Genomic DNA, 24,114 nt, shown 5'->3' with positions numbered 1-24,114 from the left:
GGCCCATTCGCGGGTAAACCCGCTCCCACAGGTTCACTGCCGATCCTGAGTTTGGCATTGACCCTGTGGGAGCGGGTTTACCCGCGAATGGGCTAACGCGAACAGCCAAAAGGATCAGCATGTTCGACTGGAACGATCTGCGGTTTTTCCTCGAGTTGCAGCGCAGCGGCCGTCTGCTTACCGCCGCCAAGCGCCTCAACACCACCCACAGCACCGTGGCCCGGCACATCGAGAGCATCGAAAAGCACCTGGGCACCGCGCTGTTCGTCCAGCACGCCCAGGGCTACGAACTCACGCCTTCCGGCCAGGCCCTGCTCAAGCACGCCGAAGCCATGGAGAACGTCGCCCTGCTGGCGCAGGAAGAAATCACCCAGGCCATCACGCCATTGGGCAAGATCCGCCTGGGGGTGACCGAAGGCATCGGCATCATGTTCTTCACCCCGCGCATGAAAGCGTTGTTCCAGCGCTACCCGGGGCTCGAAGTGGAACTGGTGGCGGTGCCGCGGTTCGTCAGCATCCTCAACCGTGAAGCCGAGATCAGCATCCACCTGGAACGCCCCAACGCCGACCTGTTGATCACCCGCAAGCTTACCGACTACCGCCTGGCCCTGTACGCCAGCCAAGAGTACCTGGACCGCGCACCACCGCTGCACAGCCGCGAGGACCTGGCTCGGCACAGCTGGATCGGCTATGTCGACGACCTGCTGTTCAGCCAGGAGCTGCTGTTCCTCAACAGCTTCTGCCGGGCGCCCAACGTAGTGTTCCGCAGCACCAGCGTGATCGCCCAGCAGCATGCCGCGCAAGCCGGGCTGGGCATCGCCGTGCTGCCCAACTACATGGCCCGCCACGATCCGAAGCTGGTGCGCGTGCTGCCCAGCGAGACCATCCAGCGCAGCTACTGGATCTGCACCCGCCGCGAGCTGCATAAGTCGGTACGCCTGCGGGTGGTGTGGGACTATCTGCTGGCGCTGTGCGCCGCCGAGCAGGACGAGTTGCTAGCCGAGTAGCGCCTTGCCGGCCAGCAGCAGTGCGGCGCCACAACCCACCACGGCGAACAGCTGCTGCAGGCGCGGGCCGGCCAGCTTGCTCGCCAATGGCCGCGCCAGCAGCAGGCCCAGCACCGCCCCCACGGCGAACGGCGCCCCGACCCACCAGTGCATTACACCCGCCACGCTGGCGCTGACCACGCTGCCGGTGGACACCAGGGCGATCACCGCCAGCGAGGTGGCGACGATGCTTTTCATGTTCAGGTTGGTATAGCGGTTCAGCGCCGGGATGATCACGAATCCACCACCGACGCCCAACAGGCCTGACAGCAACCCCGACAGCATCCCGGTGAACGCCAGTGCCCGGGCGCAGGGCAGGGTCCAGCGCAAACGCCCCTGCAGCGGGTTGAGCACGCAGGGCATGATCTCCCGCTCGCCACAGGGCGACTCGCCACGCAGTTCACGCGCCGCCTTGCGCCAGATCCGCAGGCAGGCGTACACCAGCACCCCGGCGAACACCAAGGCCAACGGCGTGTTGGGCAAACGGTGAGCGAGCATCAGGCCGAACGGCGCGCAGGCAATCCCGATCGCCGCGATGAACAAAGCTGCCCGGTAGCGCACCAGGCCCTGGCGCAAGCCAAGCACCGCGCCGACCGCAGCCGCGAGCCCCACGGCCAGCAGGCCGATCGGCGCTGCCTCGACCATGCTCAGCCCCAGGCCGAACACCAGCAACGGCACCGCCAGGATGCCACCGCCGGCGCCGGTCAGGGCCAGCACCGCGCCAATGATCGCGCCGAGCCCAGCGCCCAGCAGTTGGTGTTCGATCACTGCTGCGCCTCGACCACCAGAGGTTGCGGCCGGGCCAGCCATTCGCGTCCCTTGAGCATGGCCTTCCAGTACAACGGCGGCAGGATCCGCGCCTTGAGCAACCAGGCCAGCCGCGTCGGCTTGCGGCCATCGAGCAGCCAGCGCGGGAAGCTCGGCGCCACCTTGCCGCCATAGGTGAACTCGGCCAGGACGATCTTGCCGCGCTCGACCGTCAACGGGCAGGAGCCGTAGCCATCGTACTGGGCCAGGGTCGCCAGGCGACCGAGTGCCACCAGCACATTATTGGCCACCACCGGCGCCTGCTTGCGGGCGGCGGCGGCGGTCTTGGCGTTGCTGGTATTGGCCACGTCACCCAGCGCATGAACATTGCCGAACTGGCGGTGACGCAGTGTGTGGGGATCGACATCCACCCAGCCCGACGCGTCGGCCAGCGGGCTCTGGCGGATGAAGTCAGGCGCCACCTGGGGCGGCACCACATGCAGCATGTCGAAGGCCTCGACCCGGGTTTCGGTGCTTCCGTCGGGAAGGGTACGGATAAACGTTGCGCGCTTGTTCGGACCATCCACCGCCGTCAGGCGATGCTGGTAGTTCAGGTCCACGCCGTACTTGTCGATGTAGCTCATCAGTGCTGGCACATAGTCCGGTACGCCGAACAGCACTGCCCCGGCATTGAAGAAGCTGGCCCTGACATTGCCCAGGTGCCCGTTGCGCAACCAGTGATCACAGGACAGGTACAGCGCCTTCTGCGGCGCCCCGGCGCATTTGATCGGCATCGGCGGCTGGGTGAAGAGGGCACGCCCCTGCTTGAGATTCTGCACCAGTTGCCAGGTGTAGGGCGCCAGGTCGTAGCGGTAGTTGGAGGTGACACCGTTGCGCCCGAGCGTCTCGCTCAAGCCCTCGATAGCGTTCCAATCGAGTTTCAATCCCGGGCAGACCACCAGCTGTTCATAGCTGACCGCGCGCCCGTCCTCGAGCCTCACCAGTTGCCCCTGAGGGTCGAAGCCCTCCACCCGCGCCTTGATCCAGCGCACGCCACGGGGCAGGGTGGCCGCCATGGTCTGGGCGGTGCTCGGCGCCTTGAACACACCGGCACCGACCATGGTCCAGCCGGGCTGGTAGTAGTGCACGTCGGCGGGGTCGATCAGGGCAATGTCCAGCGACGGATCACGGGCAATCAAGCTGGAGGCAGTGGCGATGCCAGCGGCACCGGCGCCGACGATCACCACCTTGTGGTGGTCGGCACGGGAGGAATCGGCAGGGGACAGCAAGGCAGGCATGGCGGTATTCCTTGGAAATCTCGTTATGGGTACGGCGTGGCTTACAGCTTGTTCAGCGGGATCTTCAGGTAGCTCACACCGTTCGCTTCAGGTTCGGGGAATTGTCCGCTGCGCATGTTGATCTGCACCGACGGCAGGATCAGCACGGGCATGTCGAGGGTCTTGTCACGGGCTTCGCGCATCTGCACGAAGCTGTCTTCGCTGATCCCTTCATGGATATGGATGTTGTCGGCACGTTGCTCGGCCACGGTGGTGACATAACGCAGTTCACGGCCACCGGGCAGGTAGTCGTGGCACATGAACAGCCGGGTCTGATCGGGGAAGGCGAGCAGGCGACGGATCGACTGGTACAGGGTTCTCGCGCTGGCCCCCGGGAAGTCGCAACGGGCGGTGCCGTAGTCGGGAGTGAACAAGGTGTCGCCGACGAACACAGCGATCTCGCCCGCGTCCTCGATCATGTAGCTCATGCACGCCGGGGTATGCCCAGGGGTGTGCAGGGCACGGGCGTGCAGGTTGCCGATGCGAAATCCCTCTTCATCTTCGAACAGCACGTCGAACTGGCTGCCGTCGCGGGCAAAACCCGGCTCGGCGTTGAACAGGGTGCCGAAGACTTTCTGCACCTGGGTGATCTGCGCACCGATCGCGATGCTGCCGCCAAGCCGCTCCTTGAGATAGGCCGCCGCGGAAAGATGGTCAGCGTGCACATGGGTATCCAGGATCCATTGCACCTTGGCGTCCAGCGCTTCGACACGGGCGATCAACTTGTCCGCCGAATCGCTGCAGGTGCGCCCGGACTTCGGGTCATAGTCCAGCACGCTGTCGATCAGCGCACATTGGCGAGTCTCGCCATCCATGACCAGGTAGCTGATGGTCCAGGTCGCCTTGTCGAAGAATGCTTCGACGTGAAGGTTGTTGCCGATGATCATTGCACTCTCCAGTTATCCACCGAGCCTCCTTGAAGGCATAGGCAGTGAAGGGGGCTTTATCAAGATGCATGCCAGCCTTTCAGATAGCACGCCGTCCCTTGCAGGAGCGGCCTCGTGCCGCGACGGGCTACGCAGCAGCCCCATTCCTGCCAAGCAAAGGTGACAGTTCCTGGCAGTCGACTGTCAGCCGATGGCAGTGTTTGGCAGTCCTTGCTACCCTCGCCAGGTCCTTCATCTGGTGCTGTCATGCTAGCCGCTTCCCATCCCGCGATCCTCGCGCTGGTGTCCTACCTCGAACACGATGTGCTGCCCAGCATCGTGCTGGACACCGACTACAACATCCTGGCTGCCAACGCGGCGTACCGTCGCCAGTTCGGCAACGAGGAGCACGCGCCTATCGGCGAAAAGTGCCATCGGGTCTCGCACCACTATGCCGTGCCTTGCGACCAGGCCGGGGAACATTGCCCGCTGCGCAAGTCGCTGGACAGCAAGGTGCCCGAGCGCGTGCTGCACATCCATCACACCCCGCGTGGGCCGGAACATGTGGATGTGGAGCTGCGCCCGATCCTCGATGACGAGGGCAGGGTGGTAGCCTTCGTCGAACGCCTGACCAGCATCACCCTGGCATCGGCACAGCCTCAACAGCAGGGGTTGGTTGGCCGGGCGCCAGCCTTCAAGACTGCGTTGGCCAGTCTGCAGCGAGCGGCCCCCGCACAGATCCCGGTATTGCTCCAGGGTGAATCCGGTACCGGCAAGGAGCTGTTCGCCCGCGCCCTGCACCTGGGCAGCCCCCGAGCCAATGGTCCCCTGGTGGTGGTGGACTGCACCGGGCTGACCGAGTCGCTGTTCGAGAGTGAACTGTTCGGCTATGAGAAAGGTGCCTTCACCGGCGCGACTCAACGCAAGATCGGCCTGGCCGAAGCCGCTCACGGTGGCACCCTGTTCCTCGATGAGATCGGTGAGGTACCGCTGGCCATGCAGGTGAAACTGCTGCGCCTGATCGAGTCCGGTAGCTTCCGCCCGGTCGGCAGCACACGCACGGTCCATTCGGACTTTCGCCTGGTCTCAGCCACGCACAAGCCATTGAAAGAGATGGCCGCCGAAGGGACGTTCCGCGAAGATCTGTATTACCGCATCAGCGGGTTCCCGATTCGCCTGCCGTCACTACGTGAGCGAGTCGAGGATTTACCGTTGCTCTGTGAGAGCCTGCTGCAACGCATGGCCGGCAAGCACGCGCCCAAGGTTACCGCCGAAGCACTCGAGTGCCTCAACCTGCATACCTTCCCAGGCAACATTCGCGAACTCAGGAACATCCTGGAGCGCGCGCGATTGTTTGCTGATGATGGGCTGATCCGTCCCGAGCATCTTCCGGAAGATATCTACCCGACTATAAGGCAGCCAGGTGTTCGGGGACGTAAGAACGAAATGGCCGATCTGGCCCACGCCTTGGAAACCTTCAGCGGTTCCCGAAGTGAATTGGCCGATCACCTCGGGATGAGCGAACGCACGTTGTACCGCCGACTTAAAGCATTGGGAATTTCGTAGTTCCACGTGGAACATTCGTGAAGGCAAAAAAAAGCCAATCCCATGGATTGGCTTTTTTGGTACTGCCAGCTAATCAGAAGTCCAGGTTGGACACCGACAGCGCGTTGCTTTCGATGAAGTCGCGACGCGGCTCGACCGCATCCCCCATCAAGGTGTTGAACAGCTGGTCGGCAGCAATGGCGTCCTCGATGGTCACCTTGAGCATGCGGCGCACAGTCGGGTCCATGGTGGTTTCCCACAGCTGGTCCGGGTTCATCTCACCCAGCCCTTTGTATCGCTGGATGGTGTGGCGCTTGGTGCTCTCGTTCATCAGCCAGTCCAGGCCTTCCTTGAACTCGATAACCGCCTTGCGACGCTCACCACGCTGAACGTAGGCGCCTTCACCGAGCAGGGTACCGAGCTTGGCGCCCAGGGCGACCACAGAACGGTAATCGTTGCTGCCGAAGAACTCGCGATTGAAGGTGACATAGCTGGCCAAGCCGTGGGAGGTGACTTCCACTTCCGGCAGCCAGATATTGCGTTCCTTGTCTTCGCGCAGGCTGGCGACGTAGCTCAGGCCCGACTTCTGGCTGTTGTTCAGACGCTCCTGGAACTTGCCCAGCCAGGTCTGCATGGCAGCATGGTTGGCCAGTTGCTCCTGGGTGACTTCCGGCAGGTAGATGAAGTGCTCGGTCAGCTCTTCCGGATACAGGCGCGACAGACGCTTGAGGGTCTTCATCACGGCGCGGAATTCGTTGACCAGCGCTTCGAGCTGCACACCGGAAACGGCAGGCGCGGACTCGTCCAGGTGCAGGCTGGCATCTTCCAGGGCCGACTGGGTCATGTATTCTTCCATGGCCTCGTCGTCCTTGATGTACTGCTCCTGCTTGCCCTTCTTCACCTTGTACAGCGGCGGCTGAGCGATATAGATGTAGCCACGCTCGACCAGCTCCGGCAACTGACGGAAGAAGAAGGTCAGCAGCAGGGTACGGATGTGCGAACCGTCGACGTCAGCATCGGTCATGATGATGATGTTGTGATAACGCAACTTGTCGATGTTGTACTCTTCGCGACCGATGCCACAGCCCAGTGCGGTGATCAGCGTGCCGACCTCCTGGGAAGAGATCATCTTGTCGAAGCGCGCTTTCTCGACGTTGAGGATCTTGCCCTTGAGCGGCAGGATCGCCTGGGTGCGACGGTTGCGGCCTTGCTTGGCCGAACCACCCGCGGAGTCACCCTCCACCAGGTACAGTTCGGAAAGGGCAGGGTCCTTCTCCTGGCAGTCGGCCAGTTTGCCCGGCAAGCCAGCGATGTCCAGCGCACCTTTGCGGCGGGTCATCTCACGGGCCTTGCGCGCCGCTTCACGGGCGCGGGCGGCGTCGATCATCTTGCCGACCACGGCCTTGGCTTCGTTGGGGTTCTCCAACAGGAAGTCGGCGAAGTACTTGTTCATCTCCTGTTCCACGGCGGTCTTCACCTCCGAGGAAACCAGCTTGTCCTTGGTCTGCGAGCTGAACTTCGGATCCGGTACCTTGACCGAGATGATCGCGGTCAGGCCTTCGCGGGCGTCATCACCCGTGGTGGCAACCTTGTTCTTCTTCGCCAGGCCTTCCTGCTCGATGTAGCTGTTCAGGCTACGAGTCAGCGAGGAACGGAAGCCGACCAGGTGGGTACCACCGTCGCGCTGGGGAATGTTGTTGGTGAAGCACAGCAGGTTTTCGTTGAAGCTGTCGTTCCACTGCAGGGCGATTTCCACACCCACGCCGTCGTCACGCTGAACGTTGAAGTGGAAGACCTGGGAGTTGACCGGGGTCTTGTTGGTGTTCAGGTATTCAACGAATGCGCGCAGGCCACCTTCGTACTTGAAGAACTCTTCCTTGCCGCTGCGCTCGTCCTTCAGCAGGATGCCAACGCCGGAGTTCAGGAACGACAGCTCGCGGATACGCTTGGCGAGAATGTCCCAGCTGAAGTGGATGTTCTTGAAGGTTTCAGCGGAAGGCTTGAAGTGGATGTGGGTACCGGTGGTTTCGCTGTCACCGACGACCGCCATCGGCGCCTGCGGCACACCATGGACGTAGGTCTGCTCCCAGATCTTGCCGCTACGACGAACGGTGAGCACCAGCTGCTCGGACAGGGCGTTCACCACCGACACGCCTACACCGTGCAGACCGCCGGACACCTTGTAGGAGTTGTCGTCGAACTTACCGCCAGCGTGCAGCACGGTCATGATGACCTCGGCTGCGGAAACGCCTTCTTCTTTATGCACATCGACCGGAATGCCACGGCCGTTGTCACGGACACTGATGGATTCGTCCGGATGAATGATGACGGTAATGTCATCGCAATGCCCGGCCAGGGCTTCGTCGATCGAGTTGTCGACCACCTCGAACACCATGTGGTGCAGGCCGCTGCCGTCATCGGTGTCGCCAATGTACATGCCGGGACGTTTGCGTACGGCATCCAGCCCTTTCAGCACCTTGATGCTGGAGGAGTCGTACGTTTGATTTTCGCTCATGCCTTCACTCCCGATGGTCGTGGGTCTGGGTGATACGGCCTTGTTCCACGTGGAACAAGGCGACTGGCGTTTCCGTCTGCCAGCCTTCCCTCAGAAATTCGTGGTCTACACAGGTGATGAACACCTGGCAGTTCAATTCTTCAAGCAAGCGGCACAGGGCGCGGCGGTGCTGCTCGTCCAGTTCGGACGGCAAGTCATCCACCAGATAAATACACTGACCGCGACGAACCTGGCTGACCAGATGCCCCTGGGCGATGCGCAGGGCACAGACCACCAGCTTCTGCTGCCCTCGCGAAAGGATGTCGGCCGCATTGTTCGCGCCCAATCGCAGGCGCAGATCAGCACGCTGTGGCCCGGCCTGGGTGTGTCCCATCTGCTGATCGCGAAGGAGGGAGGTTGCGAGGACTTCGTTGAGTTCCCGGTCCTTGTCCCAGCCTCGGTAATAGCTCAGGGTCAGCCCGTCCAGTTCGACCAGTTCGCTCAGGGTTCGCTCGAAGACAGGCTTCAAGGCCTTGATATAGTTGCGACGGTATTCATCTATCTCCGCACTGGCGAGGCATAACTCCCGATCCCAGGCGGCTTGCGAAACGGCGTCCAGTGTACCATGCCGCAGCCATGAGTTCCGCTGCCGCAGGGCCTTCTGCAGGCGCTGCCAGGTCGCCATGAAACGGGGTTCCACGTGGAACACGCCCCAATCGAGGAACTGCCGACGCACTTTGGGCGCCCCCTCGAGCAAGCGGAAGCTGTCCGGGTTGATCAACTGCAGCGGTAGCATCTCGGCCAATTGCGCAGCGCTACGCGCATTCTGTCCGTCGATGCGAATGGTGAAGTCGCCTTGTCGTTCACGTGAAACGCCCAGGTTGCTGGTACCACCTTCGGCCAGTTCAACCTGGCCGAACACGGTGCAGGTTGGCTGCTCGTACTGAATGACTGGATTCAACCGTGTGCTGCGGAACGAACGTGCAAGCCCAAGCAGATGCACGGCTTCGAGCACGCTGGTCTTGCCGCTGCCGTTGGCGCCATAAAGGATGTTGATGCGGGGGGAGGGTGAGAGGGTCACCGGGTGCAGGTTGCGCACCGCGGTGACCGAGAGACGTCGAAGGGACATGTCGCCTGCTATGGGTTACAGGCGCATCGGCATGACAACGTAGGACGAGTCGTCATTGCCGGCTTCCTGCAGCAGGGCGCTGCTGTTGGAGTCCGACAGAATCAGGCGAACCTGTTCAGTGGTCATGACGCCCAGCACGTCCAGCAAGTAGCTGACGTTGAAACCGATCTCCAGCGAGCTGCCGTTGTAGTCGACGCTGATTTCTTCTTCCGCTTCTTCCTGCTCCGGGTTGTTGGCCTGGATCTTCAACTGACCGGCAGCCAGTTGCAGACGGATACCGCGGTACTTCTCGTTGGACAGGATCGCAGTACGGCTAAACGCCTCACGCAGCGCCTGACGATCGCCGATTACCAGCTTGTCGCCGCCCTTGGGCAGTACGCGCTCGTAGTCCGGGAACTTGCCATCGACCAGCTTGGAGGTGAAGGTGAACTCACCAGTGGTAGCACGAATGTGGTGCTGGCCCAGGACGATGCTGACCGTGCCTTCCGGATCGGTCAGCAAGCGCGCCAGCTCGAGGATACCTTTGCGTGGCACGATGACCTGGTGACGATCAGCTTGGTCGATAGGTGCCTGCATGGCACACAGCGCCAAGCGGTGGCCGTCGGTGGCCACGGCACGCAGGGTGCCGGGGGACACTTCCAGCAACATGCCGTTGAGGTAGTAGCGCACATCTTGCTGGGCCATGGCGAAGCTGGTGCGCTCGATCAGGCGGCGCAGCTTGCTCTGTTCCAGGTTGCAGGTCAGCGAGCCCGGGCCTTCTTCCACGGTCGGGAAGTCATTGGCCGGCAGGGTGGACAGGGTGAAACGGCTGCGGCCGGCCTTGACCAGCAGCTTCTGCTCGTCGACCTTGATGTCGATCAGCACATCGCTGGGCAGGCTCTTGCAGATGTCCATCAGCTTGCGCGCCGGCACGGTGATCTCGCCCGGTTCGGCGGGCTCTTCCAGCTGGACGCGGCCAACCAATTCGACTTCCAGGTCGGTACCGGTCAACGACAGCTGCTGGCCTTGCACGACCAGCAGGACGTTGGACAGGACCGGCAAGGTCTGGCGGCGCTCGACGACGCCTGCGACCAGTTGCAGGGGTTTCAACAGGGCTTCGCGTTGAATGGTGAAATGCATGGTCTAGTCCCTTGCCTTCAATTAGCTGCGCAGACGGCCATCAGGTCGTCAGCGTGCGCAGCAGGTTCTTGTAGTCCTCGCGGATGTCCGCGTCGGATTCCTTCAATTCGTTGATCTTGCGGCAGGCGTGCAGCACGGTGGTGTGGTCGCGGCCGCCGAACATGTCGCCAATCTCCGGCAGACTGTGGTTGGTCAGCTCTTTCGACAACGCCATGGCCACCTGCCGTGGACGCGCCACGGAGCGCGACCGTCGCTTGGACAGCAGATCGGAGATCTTGATCTTGTAGTACTCGGCCACGGTGCGCTGGATGTTATCCACACTGACCAGCTTGTCCTGCAGCGCCAGCAGATCCTTGAGCGACTCACGGATCAGCTCGATGGTGATGTCGCGGCCCATGAAGTGCGAGTGAGCAATCACCCGCTTCAAAGCACCTTCGAGCTCACGCACGTTGGAGCGGATACGCTGGGCGATGAAGAACGCGGCGTCGTGCGGCAGCTCGACCTTGGCCTGGTCGGCCTTCTTCATCAGGATCGCCACGCGGGTTTCCAATTCCGGTGGCTCGACAGCCACCGTCAGGCCCCAACCGAAGCGCGACTTCAGACGCTCCTCCAGGCCTTCGATCTCCTTCGGGTAACGATCACTGGTGAGGATCACCTGCTGACCGCCTTCGAGCAAGGCGTTGAAGGTATGGAAAAACTCTTCCTGGGATCGCTCCTTGCGGGCGAAGAACTGGATGTCGTCGATCAGCAACGCATCGACCGAACGGTAGAAACGTTTGAATTCATTGATGGCGTTAAGCTGGAGCGCCTTGACCATGTCCGCGACGAAGCGCTCGGAATGCAGGTAGACCACCTTGGCATTCGGGTTCTTCTTCAACAGATGGTTACCCACCGCATGCATCAAGTGCGTCTTACCCAGGCCAACACCGCCATAAAGGAAGAGCGGGTTGTAGCCATGCTTGGGGTTGTCGGCGACCTGCCAGGCCGCAGCACGGGCCAGCTGGTTGGACTTACCCTCGACGAACGTCTCGAAGGTGAAGGTGCGGTTGAGGTAGCTGGTGTGCTTGAGCGCGCCTTCGACCTGCACCGTACGTTGCTCGGTGCGCCCAGTAGTCGCAGGCATCGCGGCAGGTTCAGCCATGCTGTCGAAGCTGTCACGGGAAGTCGGTTCTTCGACCTCGGCGTTCGGCGCAGGCTCGATCACCGAGGCACTGACAGGCTCGGCCGGCTGTTCGACTTTTGCCGACTGCTGCAACTGAGCTTGTTGCGCCATGTTGGCTGCGACTGCGGCACTGACGGGGGCATTGGGTGCCGCACGCGCCGCGGAGCTGCGACGACTGCCAATTAATAAGGAAAGGACGGGCGCGATACCGCTGCCCTGTTCGCCGAGCAATTCGAGCAGGCGGCCAAGATACTTCTCATTGACCCAATCGAGCACAAAGCGGTTGGGCGCATAGACGCGCAACTCGTCGCCTTCGGCTTCGACCTGTAGCGGACGGATCCAGGTGTTGAATTGCTGGGCAGGCAGTTCATCGCGCAGAAGCTCCACGCACTGCTGCCAAAGTTCCACTGACACGGATATCCCCTGAGTTGAAAGCCGGCTGAGGCAAAAACAAACCGCCATTGTACCGGTCGGGCGACCAGTTATCCACACGTGGCGGGCGTCTCGGGCACAGTAAAAGCGCCAAAAATTGACTTTTTTACCACCCCAAACGGTAGATAAGCCCTGTGGATAACGCTAGCTGAGGTCTATGCACAACCCTGGGTTTTGATCTGTGGATAATCGTCCTGTGGATAAACTCATCTTCGGTACACAGCTTTTACGCAAGCCCGCCACAGAGAGAACACCTGTTACCGACAAGGTTGTGAATTGCTGTACAGCAGGTGATTTATGGGCTCAACGCAGTTATCCACAGAAGGTTATCCACTTAAGCTCTATAAGTTCTTCAGAAAAGCTTTCTATATGCCTCTTTGTTTTTTTATCTCACGCGGCTGTCTCGAGAATCGACGGACAACCCGGCTAACCGCTGATCACCCACTTCACCGGCTGAAGGAAAGGCTGGTTGGAAATTGACCTATCCGCTTGCTTTCTCTAGAATCGCCGATCTCTTAAAAAGGGGGCCCTTCCGGCCCGTTGTCGACCAACCCAGGTAACACGCCATGAAACGTACTTTCCAACCAAGCACCATCAAGCGCGCCCGCACCCACGGTTTCCGTGCCCGTATGGCCACCAAGAACGGCCGTGCCGTTCTGTCGCGTCGTCGCGCCAAAGGCCGTAAGCGTCTGGCCATTTGATTTTCCGGCACAGGTGGTGAGTCAGGACTTCAGTCGGGAAAAGCGACTGCTTACACCCCGACACTTCAAAGCGGTCTTCGACTCCCCAACCGGCAAGGTTCCAGGGAAAAACCTGCTTATCCTTGCCCGCGAGAACGGTCTCGATCACCCACGCCTCGGCCTGGTGATCGGCAAGAAGAGCGTCAAGCTCGCCGTTCAACGCAATCGCCTGAAACGCCTGATGCGCGACTCGTTTCGCCTGAACCAGCAGCTGTTGGCTGGTCTGGATATCGTGATCGTTGCGCGCAAGGGGTTGGGCGAAGTGGAAAACCCAGAATTGCACCAACACTTTGGCAAGCTCTGGAAGCGACTGGTTCGCAGTCGACCCTCTCCAGCGGTCAATGCCGATCCCGCAGGGGTAGACAGTAACAATGCGTAAACTGGCCCTCGTTCCGATCCAGTTCTACCGTTACGCCATCAGTCCACTGATGGCCAGTCACTGTCGTTTCTATCCCAGCTGTTCCTGTTACGCATACGAAGCCATCGAAAACCATGGCCTGTTGCGTGGTGGGTGGCTGGCCGTTCGTCGCCTGGGGCGCTGTCATCCGTGGAACGACGGCGGTTTCGATCCCGTTCCACCTGCTCCTTCCTCCCGAACTTCTTCGATAGCCGAGTAATCATGGATATTAAACGCACGATCCTGATCGTCGCCCTGGCAATCGTGTCCTACGTACTGGTCCTCAAGTGGAACCAGGACTACGGCCAGGCTGCCTTGCCGACTCAGCATGCTGCTGCCAGCAACGCTGCTCCGTCCCTGCCGGATACCGTGCCGGCTGGCAACTCCGGTGCCAGCGCCGATGTGCCGAGCGCCAATGCTGAATCCAGCCCTGCGGAGCTGGCGCCGGTCGCGGTCAGCAAGGACCTGATCCGGATCAAGACCGATGTCCTGGACCTGGCTATCGACCCGGTCGGTGGCGACATCGTCCAACTGAACCTGCCGAAATACCCACGTCGTCAGGACCATCCGGACATTCCGTTCCAGCTGTTCGATAACGGTGGCGAACGTGTGTACCTTGCCCAGAGCGGCCTGACCGGTACCAACGGCCCGGATGCGCGCGCCACCGGTCGCCCGCTTTACGCTGCGGACCAGAAGAGCTTCCAGCTGGCCGACGGCCAGGACCAATTGGTCGTGGACCTGAAGTTCAGCGAAAACGGCGTCAATTACATCAAGCGCTTCAGCGTTAAGCGTGGCGAGTACGACCTGACCGTCAGCTACCTGATCGACAACCAGAGTGGCCAGGCCTGGACCGGCAACATGTTTGCCCAGCTCAAGCGTGACGCCAGCTCCGATCCGTCGTCGAGCACCGCCACCGGCACCGCCACCTACCTGGGTGCGGCCCTGTGGACAGCTTCGGAGCCGTACAAGAAAGTGTCGATGAAAGACATCGACAAAGGCAGTTTGAAAGAAAATGTAACCGGCGGCTGGGTCGCCTGGTTGCAGCACTACTTCGTGACCGCCTGGATTCCAAGCCACTCGGACAACAATGCGGTCCAGACCCGCAAGGACAGCCAGGGCAACTACATCATCGGCTACACCGGTCCGGCCCTGAACGTGCCTGCCGGCGGCAAGGTCGAGACCAGCGCCATGCTGTACGCCGGTCCGAAGATCCAGTCCAAGCTCAAGGAGTTGTCCCCAGGCCTGGAACTCACCGTCGACTACGGCTTCCTGTGGTTCATCGCCCAGCCGATCTTCTGGCTGCTGCAACATATCCACAGCCTGCTCGGCAACTGGGGCTGGTCGATCATCGTCCTGACCATGCTGATCAAGGGCCTGTTCTTCCCGCTCTCGGCCGCCAGCTACCGCTCGATGGCGCGCATGCGTGCCGTGGCGCCGAAACTGGCCCAGCTCAAGGAACGCTTCGGTGACGATCGCCAGAAGATGTCCCAGGCGATGATGGAGCTGTACAAGAAAGAGAAGATCAACCCGCTGGGCGGCTGCCTGCCGATCCTGGTGCAGATGCCGGTGTTCCTGGCCCTGTACTGGGTACTGCTGGAAAGCGTCGAGATGCGCCAGGCCCCGTGGATGCTGTGGATCACCGACTTGTCGATCAAGGATCCGTTCTTCATCCTGCCGATCATCATGGGCGCCACCATGTTCATCCAGCAGCGCCTGAACCCGACGCCACCGGATCCGATGCAAGCGAAGGTCATGAAAATGATGCCGATCATCTTCACCTTCTTCTTCCTGTGGTTCCCGGCCGGTCTGGTGCTGTACTGGGTTGTGAACAACTGCCTGTCGATCGCACAGCAGTGGTACATCACTCGCGGCATCGAGGCAGCGGCCAAGAAAGCTGCTGCTTGACGGGCACTTCTGTTTGCCTGTGAATAAAAACGCCCCCTAGTGGGGCGTTTTTGCTATCCGTCGAATTCGTTGTAGAGGCTTTCGAGCATGAACACTGTGCGTGAAACCATCGCCGCCATCGCTACCGCCCAGGGCCGTGGCGGTGTTGGCATCGTCCGCTTGTCCGGGCCGCTGGCCAGCCAGGCCGGGCAGGCCATCACCGGCCGCACGCTGACCCCGCGCCATGCCCACTACGGCCCGTTCCGCGATGCCGAAGGCCTGGTCCTGGACGAAGGCATCGCGCTGTTCTTCCCCGGACCGAACTCGTTCACCGGCGAAGACGTGCTGGAGCTGCAGGGCCACGGGGGGCCGGTGGTCATGGACATGCTGCTGCAGCGTTGCCTGCAGTTGGGTTGCCGGTTGGCGCGCCCGGGCGAGTTCAGCGAGCGAGCGTTCCTCAACGACAAGCTCGACCTGGCCCAGGCCGAAGCCATCGCTGACCTGATCGAAGCCAGCTCCACCCAAGCTGCCCGTAATGCCCTGCGTTCCCTGCAGGGGGCGTTCTCCAAGCGTGTGCACGGGCTGACCGAGGCGCTGATTGCCTTGCGCATCTACGTCGAGGCGGCAATCGACTTCCCCGAGGAAGAAATCGACTTTCTCGCCGACGGCCATGTGTTGCGCATGCTCGATGACGTGCGCAGCGAGTTGTCCACAGTGCAGCGTGAAGCCGGGCAGGGCGCCTTGTTGCGCGACGGCATGACCGTGGTCATCGCCGGCCGGCCGAACGCCGGCAAATCGAGCCTGCTCAACCAGTTGGCCGGACGCGAGGCGGCGATCGTCACCGATATCGCCGGCACCACCCGGGACATCCTGCGCGAACATATCCACATCGATGGCATGCCGTTGCATGTGGTCGATACCGCCGGCCTGCGCGATACCGATGACCATGTGGAAAAGATCGGCGTGGAAAGGGCGCTCAAGGCCATCGGCGAAGCCGATCGGGTGCTGCTGGTCGTCGACTCGACCGCACCGGAAGCCAGTGATCCCTTCGCCTTGTGGCCAGAATTTCTCGATCAGCGTCCGGACGTGGCCAAGGTCACCCTCATCCGCAACAAGGCCGACCTCAGTGGTGAAGCCGTTGGCATGGAACAAAGCGACGACGGCCATGTGACCATCATCCTGAGTGCCCGTGAGAGCGATATGGGCCTGGACCTGCTGCGTAACCACCTCAAGGCCTGCATGGGTTATGAACAGACCGCGGAAAGCAGCTTCAGCGCCCGTCGTCGGCACCTGGAGGCGCTACGCCAGGCTAGCGAGCACCTGGAACATGGTCGGGCGCAGTTGACCCTGGCTGGCGCCGGAGAGCTGTTGGCGGAGGATCTGCGCCAGGCACAGCAGGCGTTGGGGGAAATCACCGGGGCGTTCAGTTCGGATGACCTGCTCGGCAGGATCTTCTCGAGCTTCTGCATCGGTAAGTAGTCCACAACCCTGCGATATCGAAGCCGCTCCTACCTGGAGCGGCTTTTTTTTGCCTGTGATTCAGGATTGTGGGAGCGGACTTGACCCGCGAACACCGGTGCAGCCGGTGCCATATCTGCAAGCCTGCTTCGCGAGACAAGCTCGCTCCCACGACGTCATCCACAGATTAAGGCCCTGACTCAGGAGCTCTGTGGAAAACTCGCCTTCAGCTCCGTTGATAACCAGGCTTTTTTTCTGAGGACAAACCCGCCTGTGGGTAACAGGCACATTCATCCACAGGTTAAACAGCAGTATCCAGAGCCCCCAGGCCCATTTCGACACAGGGTTATGATTCTCTGTACACACCGTAATATATGGCCTAGAAGTACTTATACACAGGCATAGCAGAGCCTAAACATAAACATAAAAACAAAGCTTTTTTAAATTTTTCCTCTTTGTTTTCTTTTGCCTGCCACTCATCCACAGCCTGCTCATTTTTTGCTCAGAAGGTTTCTTTGAAGGGCGGGAAGTCCCTATACTTGTCCGCTTACCTTCTCTATTCGCAAAAACAGGCACGAGGTGCGTGGTGGATTTCCCTTCCCGTTTTGAAGTGATCGTCATCGGCGGCGGCCATGCCGGTACCGAGGCTGCGCTTGCGTCCGCACGCATGGGTGTGAAAACCCTGCTGTTGACTCATAACGTGGAAACCCTCGGTCACATGAGCTGCAACCCGGCCATCGGTGGCATCGGCAAGAGCCACCTGGTCAAGGAAATCGATGCGCTCGGCGGCGCCATGGCGTTGGCCACCGACAAGAGCGGCATCCAGTTCCGCATCCTGAATAACCGCAAGGGCCCGGCCGTGCGCGCCACCCGTGCGCAGGCCGACCGCGCCATCTACAAGGCGGTGGTGCGCGAGATCCTGGAAAACCAGCCGAACCTGTGGATATTCCAGCAGTCGTGCGATGACCTGATCGTCGAGCAGGACCAGGTCAAGGGCGTGGTCACGCAAATGGGTCTGCGCTTCTTCGCCGATTCCGTGGTCCTGACCAGCGGCACCTTCCTCGGCGGACTTATCCACATTGGTTTGCAGAACTACTCCGGTGGCCGCGCCGGCGATCCGCCCGCCAATGCCCTGGCCAACCGCATGCGCGAACTGCCGCTGCGCGTCGGTCGGTTGAAGACCGGCACCCCGCCGCGCATCGACGGCCGTTCCGTGGACTTCTCGGTGATGACCGAGCAACCGGGCGACACGCCGATCCCGGTGATGTCGTTCATGGGCAATGCCCAGATGCATCCGCGCCAGGTGAGCTGCTGGATCACCCACACCAACGCCCGCACCCACGAGATCATCGCTTCGAACCTCGACCGTTCGCCGATGTACTCCGGCGTGATCGAAGGCATCGGCCCGCGCTACTGCCCGTCGATCGAAGACAAGATTCACCGTTTCGCCGACAAGGAAAGCCACCAGGTGTTCATCGAGCCGGAAGGCCTGACCACCCATGAGCTGTACCCCAACGGCATCTCCACTTCGCTGCCGTTCGATGTGCAACTGGAGATCGTGCGCTCGATCCGCGGCATGGAAAACGCTCATATCGTGCGTCCGGGCTATGCCATCGAGTACGACTACTTCGACCCGCGCGACCTGAAGTACAGCCTCGAGACCAAGGTCATCGGCGGCCTGTTCTTCGCCGGCCAGATCAACGGCACTACCGGTTACGAAGAAGCCGGTGCCCAGGGCCTGCTGGCCGGGACCAACGCCGCGCTGCGCGCCCAGGGCCGTGAAAGCTGGTGCCCACGTCGCGACGAAGCCTACATTGGCGTTCTGGTCGATGACCTGATCACCCTCGGCACCCAGGAGCCGTACCGCATGTTCACTTCGCGTGCCGAGTACCGGCTGATCCTGCGCGAAGACAACGCCGACCTGCGCCTGACCGAGAAAGGTCGCGAACTGGGTCTGATCGACGACGCCCGTTGGGCCGCATTCTGCGCCAAGCGCGAAGGCATCGAGCGCGAGGAACAGCGGCTGAAGAGCACCTGGGTTCGCCCGGGCACGCCGCAGGGCCAGGCCATTGTGGATAAGTTCGGCACGCCGTTGGCTCACGAGTACAGCCTGCTCAACCTGCTGGCGCGTCCGGAAGTCGACTACGCTGGGCTGATCGAGGCCACCGGCGGTGAAGTGATCGATCCACAGGTCGCCGAACAGGTCGAGATCAAGACCAAGTACGCCGGCTACATCGACCGCCAGCAGGAAGAGATCGCCCGGCTGCGCGCCAGCGAAGATACGCGCCTGCCTGTGGATATCGACTACACCACGATTTCCGGCCTGTCCAAGGAAATCCAGGGCAAGCTCGAGCAGACCCGGCCCGAAACCCTTGGCCAGGCATCGCGCATCCCGGGTGTGACCCCGGCGGCGATTTCCCTGTTGCTGATTCACTTGAAGAAACGCGGCGCAGGCCGCGAATTGGAGCAAAGCGCTTGAGTTCCCCGGTCACCCCGCAACATGCCGAAGAGTTGTCCACAGGTGCGCGCCAGCTCGGTGTCGAGCTGAGCGCGCAGCAGCACGAGCTGCTGTTGGGCTACCTGGCCCTGCTGATCAAATGGAACAAGGCCTACAACCTCACCGCCGTGCGCGACCCGGACGAGATGGTTTCGCGGCATCTGCTCGACAGCCTGAGTGTCATGCCGTTTATCCACAATGACGCCCAGCGCTGGCTGGATGTCGGTAGCGGCGGCGGCATGCCCGGCATCCCGCTGGCCATCCTGCACCCGCACAAGCAAGTGACGGTGCTGGACAGCAACGGCAAGAAGACCCGCTTCCTGACTCAGGTGAAGATGGAACTGAAACTGGACAACCTTACGGTTATCCACAGCCGGGTCGAAGAGGTGCAGCCCGAGCAGCCGTTCTGCGGGATCATCTCCCGCGCGTTCAGCAGCATGGAGAATTTCACCAACTGGACCCGCCACCTGGGTGACGCTCGCACGCAATGGCTTGCAATGAAGGGGCTGCATCCTGCCGACGAACTGGTAGCATTGCCCGCAGACTTCACAGTGGAAAGCGAGCAGGCCCTGACCGTTCCGGGTTGCCAGGGCCAGCGCCATCTGCTGATACTGCGCCGCAAGGCATGACTGGGAACACACGCAACAATGGCTAAGGTATTCGCAATCGCGAACCAGAAGGGTGGTGTGGGCAAGACCACCACCTGCATCAATCTCGCCGCATCGCTGGCCGCGACCAAGCGTCGCGTGCTGCTGATCGACCTCGATCCACAGGGCAACGCCACCATGGGCAGCGGTGTGGATAAACACGAGCTCGAGCACTCGGTGTACGACCTGCTCATCGGGGAATGCGACCTGGCCCAGGCCATGCACTATTCCGAGCACGGCAATTTCCAGCTGCTGCCGGCCAACCGCGACCTGACCGCCGCCGAGGTGGTGCTGCTCGAGATGCAGATGAAGGAGAGCCGCCTGCGCAACGCGCTGGCGCCGATCCGCGAGAACTACGACTACATCCTCATCGACTGCCCGCCGTCGCTGTCGATGCTGACGCTCAACGCCCTGGTCGCCTCCGATGGCGTGATCATCCCCATGCAGTGCGAGTATTACGCGCTGGAGGGGCTCAGCGACCTTGTGGATAACATCAAACGCATCGCCGCGCGGTTGAACCCTGAGCTGAAGATCGAAGGCCTGCTGCGGACCATGTACGACCCGCGCCTGAGCCTGAACAACGATGTTTCGGCACAGCTCAAGGAACACTTCGGCGACCAGCTGTACGACACGGTGATTCCGCGCAACATCCGCCTGGCCGAGGCGCCGAGCTTCGGCATGCCGGCCCTGGCCTACGACAAGCAATCCCGAGGCGCGCTCGCCTATCTGGCGCTGGCCGGGGAACTGGTTCGCCGTCAGCGCCGTCCATCACGCACTGCACAAACAACTTAAGGAATCCGCATGGCCATCAAGAAACGCGGTCTCGGACGTGGGTTGGATGCACTGCTCAGTGGTCCTTCCGTCAGCGCGCTCGAAGAGCAGGCTGTCAAGGTCGACCGGAAGGAACTGCAACAACTGCCGGTCGAGCTGATCCAGCGCGGCAAGTACCAGCCGCGTCGCGACATGGACCCCGAGGCGCTGGAAGAGCTGGCGCACTCCATCCGCGCCCACGGCGTCATGCAGCCGATCGTGGTGCGCCCGATCGGCGACAACCGCTACGAGATCATCGCCGGCGAGCGCCGCTGGCGCGCCACCCAGCAGGCCGGCCTGGACACCGTTCCGGCCATGGTCCGCGAGGTGCCCGACGAAGCCGCCATCGCGATGGCGCTGATCGAGAACATCCAGCGCGAGGACCTGAACCCGCTGGAAGAGGCGTTGGCCCTGCAGCGTCTGCAGCAGGAGTTCGAGCTGACCCAGCAGCAGGTGGCCGATGCCGTCGGCAAGTCGCGGGTCACTGTCGCCAACCTGCTGCGCCTGATCTCGCTGCCCGAGGCGATCAAGACCATGCTCGCCCATGGCGATCTGGAGATGGGCCACGCCCGTGCCTTGCTCGGCCTCGAGGAAGAGCGTCAGGAAGAGGGGGCGCGTCATGTTGTCGCACGTGGCCTGACCGTGCGCCAGACCGAGGCACTGGTGCGCCAGTGGCTCAATGGCAAACCTGAGCCGGTCGAATCGAGCAAACCTGATCCGGATATCGCTCGCCTCGAGCAACGTCTGGCAGAGCGCCTGGGCTCGGCGGTGCAAATTCGCCATGGCAACAAGGGCAAGGGCCAGTTGGTTATTCGCTACAACTCGCTTGATGAGTTGCAAGGCGTGCTTGCTCACATCCGCTGAAACAATTCCCGTTGTAGCGCGCAGTCGGAAATCACTACCGAAGAGTTGAATAGGGGTTAATCCACCCCTATACTCTGCGCGCATTTTGTCGGCACAAATTATGCCAAGTCATAGCTGACTAGGCGGTCGACTTCCGAGGAGCAGTTGAGATGGAAATCCGCACGCCAAACCGCCTGCCTTTCCATCGCTGGGCAGTTTTCCCGGTTCTGTTGGCTCAATTTGCCGTACTGCTGCTGGCAACCCTGGTGTTGTGGCAGTGGAAAGGGGCGGTCAGTGGATATTCAGGTCTCTGCGGAGGCTTGATTGCCTGGCTGCCCAATGTGTATTTCGCCTGGAAGGCATTCCGCTTCAGTGGAGCCCGGGCGGCGCAGGCCATCGTCAAGTCGTTCTACGCGGGCGAGGCAGGCAAGATGATTTTGACGGCAGTGCTGTTCGCACTGACCTTCGCAGGAGTGAAGCCATTGGCGCCGTTGGCAGTATTCGGCGTCTTCGTGCTGACCCTTTTGGTCAGCTGGTTCGCGCCCCTGCTGATGAATAAAAGACTTTCGAGACCTTAGGGCGTTTGAGGCAACCATGGCAGCAGAAACCGCTTCGGGCTATATCCAGCACCACTTGCAGAACCTGACCTACGGTCAACTACCAGACGGCAGCTGGGGCTTCGCCCATTCGGCTGCAGAAGCCAAGGCAATGGGCTTCTGGGCGTTCCACGTGGACACCCTCGGCTGGTCCGTTGCACTGGGTCTGATCTTCCTGTTCATCTTCCGCATGGCAGCCAAGAAGGCGACTTCCGGCCAGCCAAGCGGTCTGCAGAACTTCGTGGAAGTGCTGGTGGACTTCGTCAACGGCAGCGTGAAGGACTCCTTCCACGGCCGTAGCCCGGTGATCGCCCCGCTGGCGCTGACCATCTTCGTCTGGGTCTTCCTGATGAACGCCATCGACCTGGTACCGGTCGACTGGATTCCTCAGCTGGCCATCCTGATCTCCGGTGATCCGCACATTCCGTTCCGCGCCGTGTCGACCACCGACCCGAACGCGACCCTGGCCATGGCCTTCTGCGTGTTCGCCCTGATCATCTTCTACAGCATCAAGGTCAAGGGCCTGGGCGGCTTCCTCGGCGAGCTGACCCTGCACCCGTTCGGCAGCAAGAACATCTTCGTGCAGATCCTGCTGATTCCGGTGAACTTCCTGCTCGAATTCGTCACCCTGATCGCCAAGCCGATCTCGCTGGCCCTGCGTCTGTTCGGCAACATGTACGCCGGCGAGCTGGTGTTCATCCTGATCGCGGTGATGTTCGGCGCCGGCATCCTCTGGCTCAGCGGCCTGGGTATCGTGCTGCAATGGGCGTGGGCTGTGTTCCACATCCTGATCATCACCCTGCAAGCCTTCATCTTCATGATGCTTACCATCGTCTACCTGTCGATGGCTCACGAAGATAACCATTAAGACCGCCTGGCGTGTCTGATAGCCTTCCCCGCCCGTTCGGGGGGAGGGCTTAAAAAGTCCGCAAGGGCATGCTGTAACAAACGATTTGTTTTACCGCTTCAAACTAAAAACCTAACCAATACGACGTAAAAGTCGGGAGGAAAGATGGAAACTGTAGTTGGTCTGACCGCTATCGCTGTTGCTCTGCTGATCGGCCTGGGTGCTCTGGGTACCGCCATTGGTTTCGGCCTGCTGGGCGGCAAGTTCTTGGAAGGCGCTGCTCGCCAGCCAGAAATGGTTCCGATGCTGCAGGTCAAAATGTTCATCGTTGCCGGTCTGCTCGACGCCGTAACCATGATCGGTGTTGGTATCGCTCTGTTCTTCACCTTCGCGAACCCCTTCGTTGGTCAGATCGCCGGCTAATCACTCGTTTCTTACGAGTTGATTGGTGTGATGGACAAAGACCGAGCGAGGTGTTGGCGTGAACATTAATGCAACCCTGATTGGCCAATCCGTTGCTTTTCTGATTTTTGTACTCTTCTGCATGAAGTACGTATGGCCTCCGGTCATCACTGCCCTGCAAGAGCGCCAAAAGAAGATTGCAGACGGCTTGGACGCTGCCAACCGCGCAGCTCGCGACCTGGAGCTGGCCCAAGAGAAAGCGGGTCAGCAACTGCGTGAAGCGAAGGCACAGGCAGCCGAAATCATTGAGCAAAGCAAGAAGCGCGCTGCTCAGCTTGTCGAGGAAGCCCGTGAACAGGCTCGCGTCGAAGCTGACCGTGTGAAGGCTCAGGCTCAAGCCGAGATCGAACAGGAAATTAACAGCGTCAAAGACGCCCTGCGTGCCCAAGTGGGTGCCCTGGCCGTTGGCGGTGCTGAAAAGATCCTTGGCGCCACAATCGATCAAAACGCGCATGCGGAGCTGGTTAACAAACTGGCCGCTGAAATTTAAGCGAGGGCGATCATGGCAGAACTGACCACGTTGGCCCGACCTTACGCTAAGGCTGCCTTCGAGCATGCCCAGGCCCATCAGCAACTGGCCAATTGGTCAGCCATGCTCGGCCTGGCTGCTGCGGTGTCGCAAGACGACACCATGCAGCGCCTGCTCAAGGCCCCGCAACTGACTAGCGCAGAAAAGGCCGCCGCATTCGTTGAAGTGTGCGGTGACAAGTTTGACGCCCAGGCACAGAATTTCATTCATGTTGCCGCGGAAAACGAACGTCTCCTGCTTCTGCCGGAGATTTCGACTCTGTTCGATCTGTACAAGGCCGAGCAAGAGAAATCCGTGGACGTGGAAGTCACCAGTGCTTTTGCGTTGAACCAAGAACAGCAAGACAAACTCGCCAAGGTTCTCAGTGCACGGTTAGGCCAGGAAGTGCGCCTGCACGCGTCGGAGGATGCCAGCCTGATCGGCGGCGTCGTCATCCGCGCCGGCGACCTGGTAATCGATGGCTCGGTTCGCGGCAAGATCGCGAAACTGGCCGAAGCATTGAAATCTTGAGTTTGAAGGGGCAGCAG

23 protein-coding genes are annotated in these 24,114 nt (G+C 61.1%); 16 read left to right on the top strand and 7 right to left on the bottom strand.

The genetic code is table 11. The features are described from left to right. Positions 1-119 precede the first annotated feature (119 nt). A complete protein-coding gene (locus tag ACYUME_RS00635; RefSeq protein WP_279882456.1) occupies positions 120-1,007 on the top strand; it encodes a LysR family transcriptional regulator in 888 nt (295 codons plus the stop codon). Here ACYUME_RS00635 and ACYUME_RS00630 read toward each other — a convergent pair. Genes ACYUME_RS00630 through ACYUME_RS00620 form a run of 3 tightly spaced genes read right to left on the bottom strand, consistent with a single transcriptional unit; the run spans position 996 to position 4,017 of the window. Continuing rightward, positions 996-1,814 (bottom strand): sulfite exporter TauE/SafE family protein, encoded by an 819-nt coding sequence (locus tag ACYUME_RS00630; protein WP_460417723.1) that lies wholly within the window; start codon positions 1,812-1,814, stop codon positions 996-998. The two genes, ACYUME_RS00635 and ACYUME_RS00630, sit on opposite strands and share 12 nt — an antisense overlap. Then, positions 1,811-3,091: an NAD(P)/FAD-dependent oxidoreductase gene (locus tag ACYUME_RS00625; protein WP_460417721.1), complete on the bottom strand. Its 1,281-nt coding sequence runs from the start codon at positions 3,089-3,091 to the stop codon at positions 1,811-1,813. Before ACYUME_RS00625 ends, ACYUME_RS00630 begins: the two co-directional genes overlap by 4 nt. A 41-nt stretch (positions 3,092-3,132) precedes the next feature. Continuing rightward, a complete protein-coding gene (locus tag ACYUME_RS00620) occupies positions 3,133-4,017 on the bottom strand; it encodes an MBL fold metallo-hydrolase (protein ID WP_460417719.1) in 885 nt (294 codons plus the stop codon). A gap of 246 nt (positions 4,018-4,263) precedes the next feature. On the opposite strand from ACYUME_RS00620, the gene ACYUME_RS00615 reads away from it, so the two are divergent. Beyond that, the gene (locus ACYUME_RS00615; RefSeq protein WP_460417717.1) at positions 4,264-5,562 is read left to right on the top strand and encodes a sigma-54 interaction domain-containing protein; all 1,299 of its coding nucleotides are present in this window, start codon (positions 4,264-4,266) and stop codon (positions 5,560-5,562) included. 73 nt (positions 5,563-5,635) lie between these two features. On the opposite strand, the gene gyrB is transcribed toward ACYUME_RS00615, so the two are convergent. From gyrB to dnaA, 4 genes are read right to left on the bottom strand one after another with little or no spacing between them, the layout of a single operon-like run. Then, positions 5,636-8,056 carry a DNA topoisomerase (ATP-hydrolyzing) subunit B gene (gene gyrB / locus ACYUME_RS00610; RefSeq protein ID WP_460417715.1) on the bottom strand — a complete coding sequence of 807 codons (2,421 nt, stop codon included), beginning with the start codon at positions 8,054-8,056 and terminating at the stop codon, positions 5,636-5,638. Positions 8,057-8,060: 4 nt separating this feature from the next. Continuing rightward, complete coding sequence (recF, locus tag ACYUME_RS00605) at positions 8,061-9,164, bottom strand: DNA replication/repair protein RecF (protein WP_028690032.1); 1,104 nt, start codon at positions 9,162-9,164, stop codon at positions 8,061-8,063. A gap of 15 nt (positions 9,165-9,179) precedes the next feature. Beyond that, positions 9,180-10,283, bottom strand: a complete 1,104-nt coding sequence (gene dnaN, locus ACYUME_RS00600) for a DNA polymerase III subunit beta (protein ID WP_279882443.1) — start codon at positions 10,281-10,283, stop codon at positions 9,180-9,182. A gap of 40 nt (positions 10,284-10,323) precedes the next feature. After that, entirely contained in the window at positions 10,324-11,859 is a 1,536-nt protein-coding gene (gene dnaA / locus ACYUME_RS00595; protein ID WP_279882441.1) for a chromosomal replication initiator protein DnaA, read from the bottom strand. 584 nt (positions 11,860-12,443) lie between these two features. Between dnaA and rpmH the strand changes: the two genes are divergently transcribed. From rpmH to ACYUME_RS00525, 14 genes are all read left to right on the top strand, one after another. Beyond that, positions 12,444-12,578 carry a 50S ribosomal protein L34 gene (rpmH, locus tag ACYUME_RS00590; RefSeq protein WP_003253163.1) on the top strand — a complete coding sequence of 45 codons (135 nt, stop codon included), beginning with the start codon at positions 12,444-12,446 and terminating at the stop codon, positions 12,576-12,578. Between the two features lie 13 nt (positions 12,579-12,591). Next, the gene (gene rnpA / locus ACYUME_RS00585; RefSeq protein ID WP_279882502.1) at positions 12,592-12,996 is read left to right on the top strand and encodes a ribonuclease P protein component; all 405 of its coding nucleotides are present in this window, start codon (positions 12,592-12,594) and stop codon (positions 12,994-12,996) included. Continuing rightward, complete coding sequence (gene yidD / locus ACYUME_RS00580) at positions 12,989-13,234, top strand: membrane protein insertion efficiency factor YidD (RefSeq protein ID WP_011536514.1); 246 nt, start codon at positions 12,989-12,991, stop codon at positions 13,232-13,234. Before rnpA ends, yidD begins: the two co-directional genes overlap by 8 nt. Before the next feature lie 2 nt (positions 13,235-13,236). Continuing rightward, complete coding sequence (gene yidC / locus ACYUME_RS00575; RefSeq protein ID WP_279882439.1) at positions 13,237-14,919, top strand: membrane protein insertase YidC; 1,683 nt, start codon at positions 13,237-13,239, stop codon at positions 14,917-14,919. An 87-nt stretch (positions 14,920-15,006) separates the two neighbouring features. After that, positions 15,007-16,377 carry a tRNA uridine-5-carboxymethylaminomethyl(34) synthesis GTPase MnmE gene (gene mnmE / locus ACYUME_RS00570; protein ID WP_460417712.1) on the top strand — a complete coding sequence of 457 codons (1,371 nt, stop codon included), beginning with the start codon at positions 15,007-15,009 and terminating at the stop codon, positions 16,375-16,377. Positions 16,378-16,942: 565 nt separating this feature from the next. Continuing rightward, a complete protein-coding gene (gene mnmG / locus ACYUME_RS00565) occupies positions 16,943-18,835 on the top strand; it encodes a tRNA uridine-5-carboxymethylaminomethyl(34) synthesis enzyme MnmG (RefSeq protein ID WP_460417710.1) in 1,893 nt (630 codons plus the stop codon). Further along, entirely contained in the window at positions 18,832-19,482 is a 651-nt protein-coding gene (gene rsmG / locus ACYUME_RS00560; protein WP_279882433.1) for a 16S rRNA (guanine(527)-N(7))-methyltransferase RsmG, read from the top strand. Before mnmG ends, rsmG begins: the two co-directional genes overlap by 4 nt. Before the next feature lie 18 nt (positions 19,483-19,500). Further along, on the top strand, positions 19,501-20,292 hold the full coding sequence (locus ACYUME_RS00555; RefSeq protein ID WP_028690024.1) for a ParA family protein: 792 nt from the start codon (positions 19,501-19,503) through the stop codon (positions 20,290-20,292). Between the two features lie 9 nt (positions 20,293-20,301). Beyond that, positions 20,302-21,174 (top strand): ParB/RepB/Spo0J family partition protein, encoded by an 873-nt coding sequence (locus ACYUME_RS00550; RefSeq protein ID WP_460417708.1) that lies wholly within the window; start codon positions 20,302-20,304, stop codon positions 21,172-21,174. Positions 21,175-21,323: 149 nt separating this feature from the next. Continuing rightward, the gene (locus tag ACYUME_RS00545; protein WP_279882429.1) at positions 21,324-21,731 is read left to right on the top strand and encodes a F0F1 ATP synthase subunit I; all 408 of its coding nucleotides are present in this window, start codon (positions 21,324-21,326) and stop codon (positions 21,729-21,731) included. Positions 21,732-21,747: 16 nt separating this feature from the next. Further along, positions 21,748-22,617, top strand: a complete 870-nt coding sequence (gene atpB, locus ACYUME_RS00540; RefSeq protein WP_279882427.1) for a F0F1 ATP synthase subunit A — start codon at positions 21,748-21,750, stop codon at positions 22,615-22,617. 144 nt (positions 22,618-22,761) lie between these two features. Continuing rightward, positions 22,762-23,019 (top strand): F0F1 ATP synthase subunit C, encoded by a 258-nt coding sequence (gene atpE / locus ACYUME_RS00535; protein WP_003097235.1) that lies wholly within the window; start codon positions 22,762-22,764, stop codon positions 23,017-23,019. Positions 23,020-23,077: 58 nt separating this feature from the next. Beyond that, positions 23,078-23,548 (top strand): F0F1 ATP synthase subunit B, encoded by a 471-nt coding sequence (locus tag ACYUME_RS00530; RefSeq protein ID WP_279882425.1) that lies wholly within the window; start codon positions 23,078-23,080, stop codon positions 23,546-23,548. Positions 23,549-23,560: 12 nt separating this feature from the next. Then, on the top strand, positions 23,561-24,097 hold the full coding sequence (locus ACYUME_RS00525) for a F0F1 ATP synthase subunit delta (protein ID WP_279882423.1): 537 nt from the start codon (positions 23,561-23,563) through the stop codon (positions 24,095-24,097). The last annotated feature ends 17 nt before the right edge of the window (positions 24,098-24,114 follow it).

Source organism: Pseudomonas sp. microsymbiont 2, assembly GCF_054788395.1.
The sequence above is the reverse complement of the archived record's forward strand: the minus strand, read 5'-3'. Positions and strand labels throughout refer to the sequence as shown.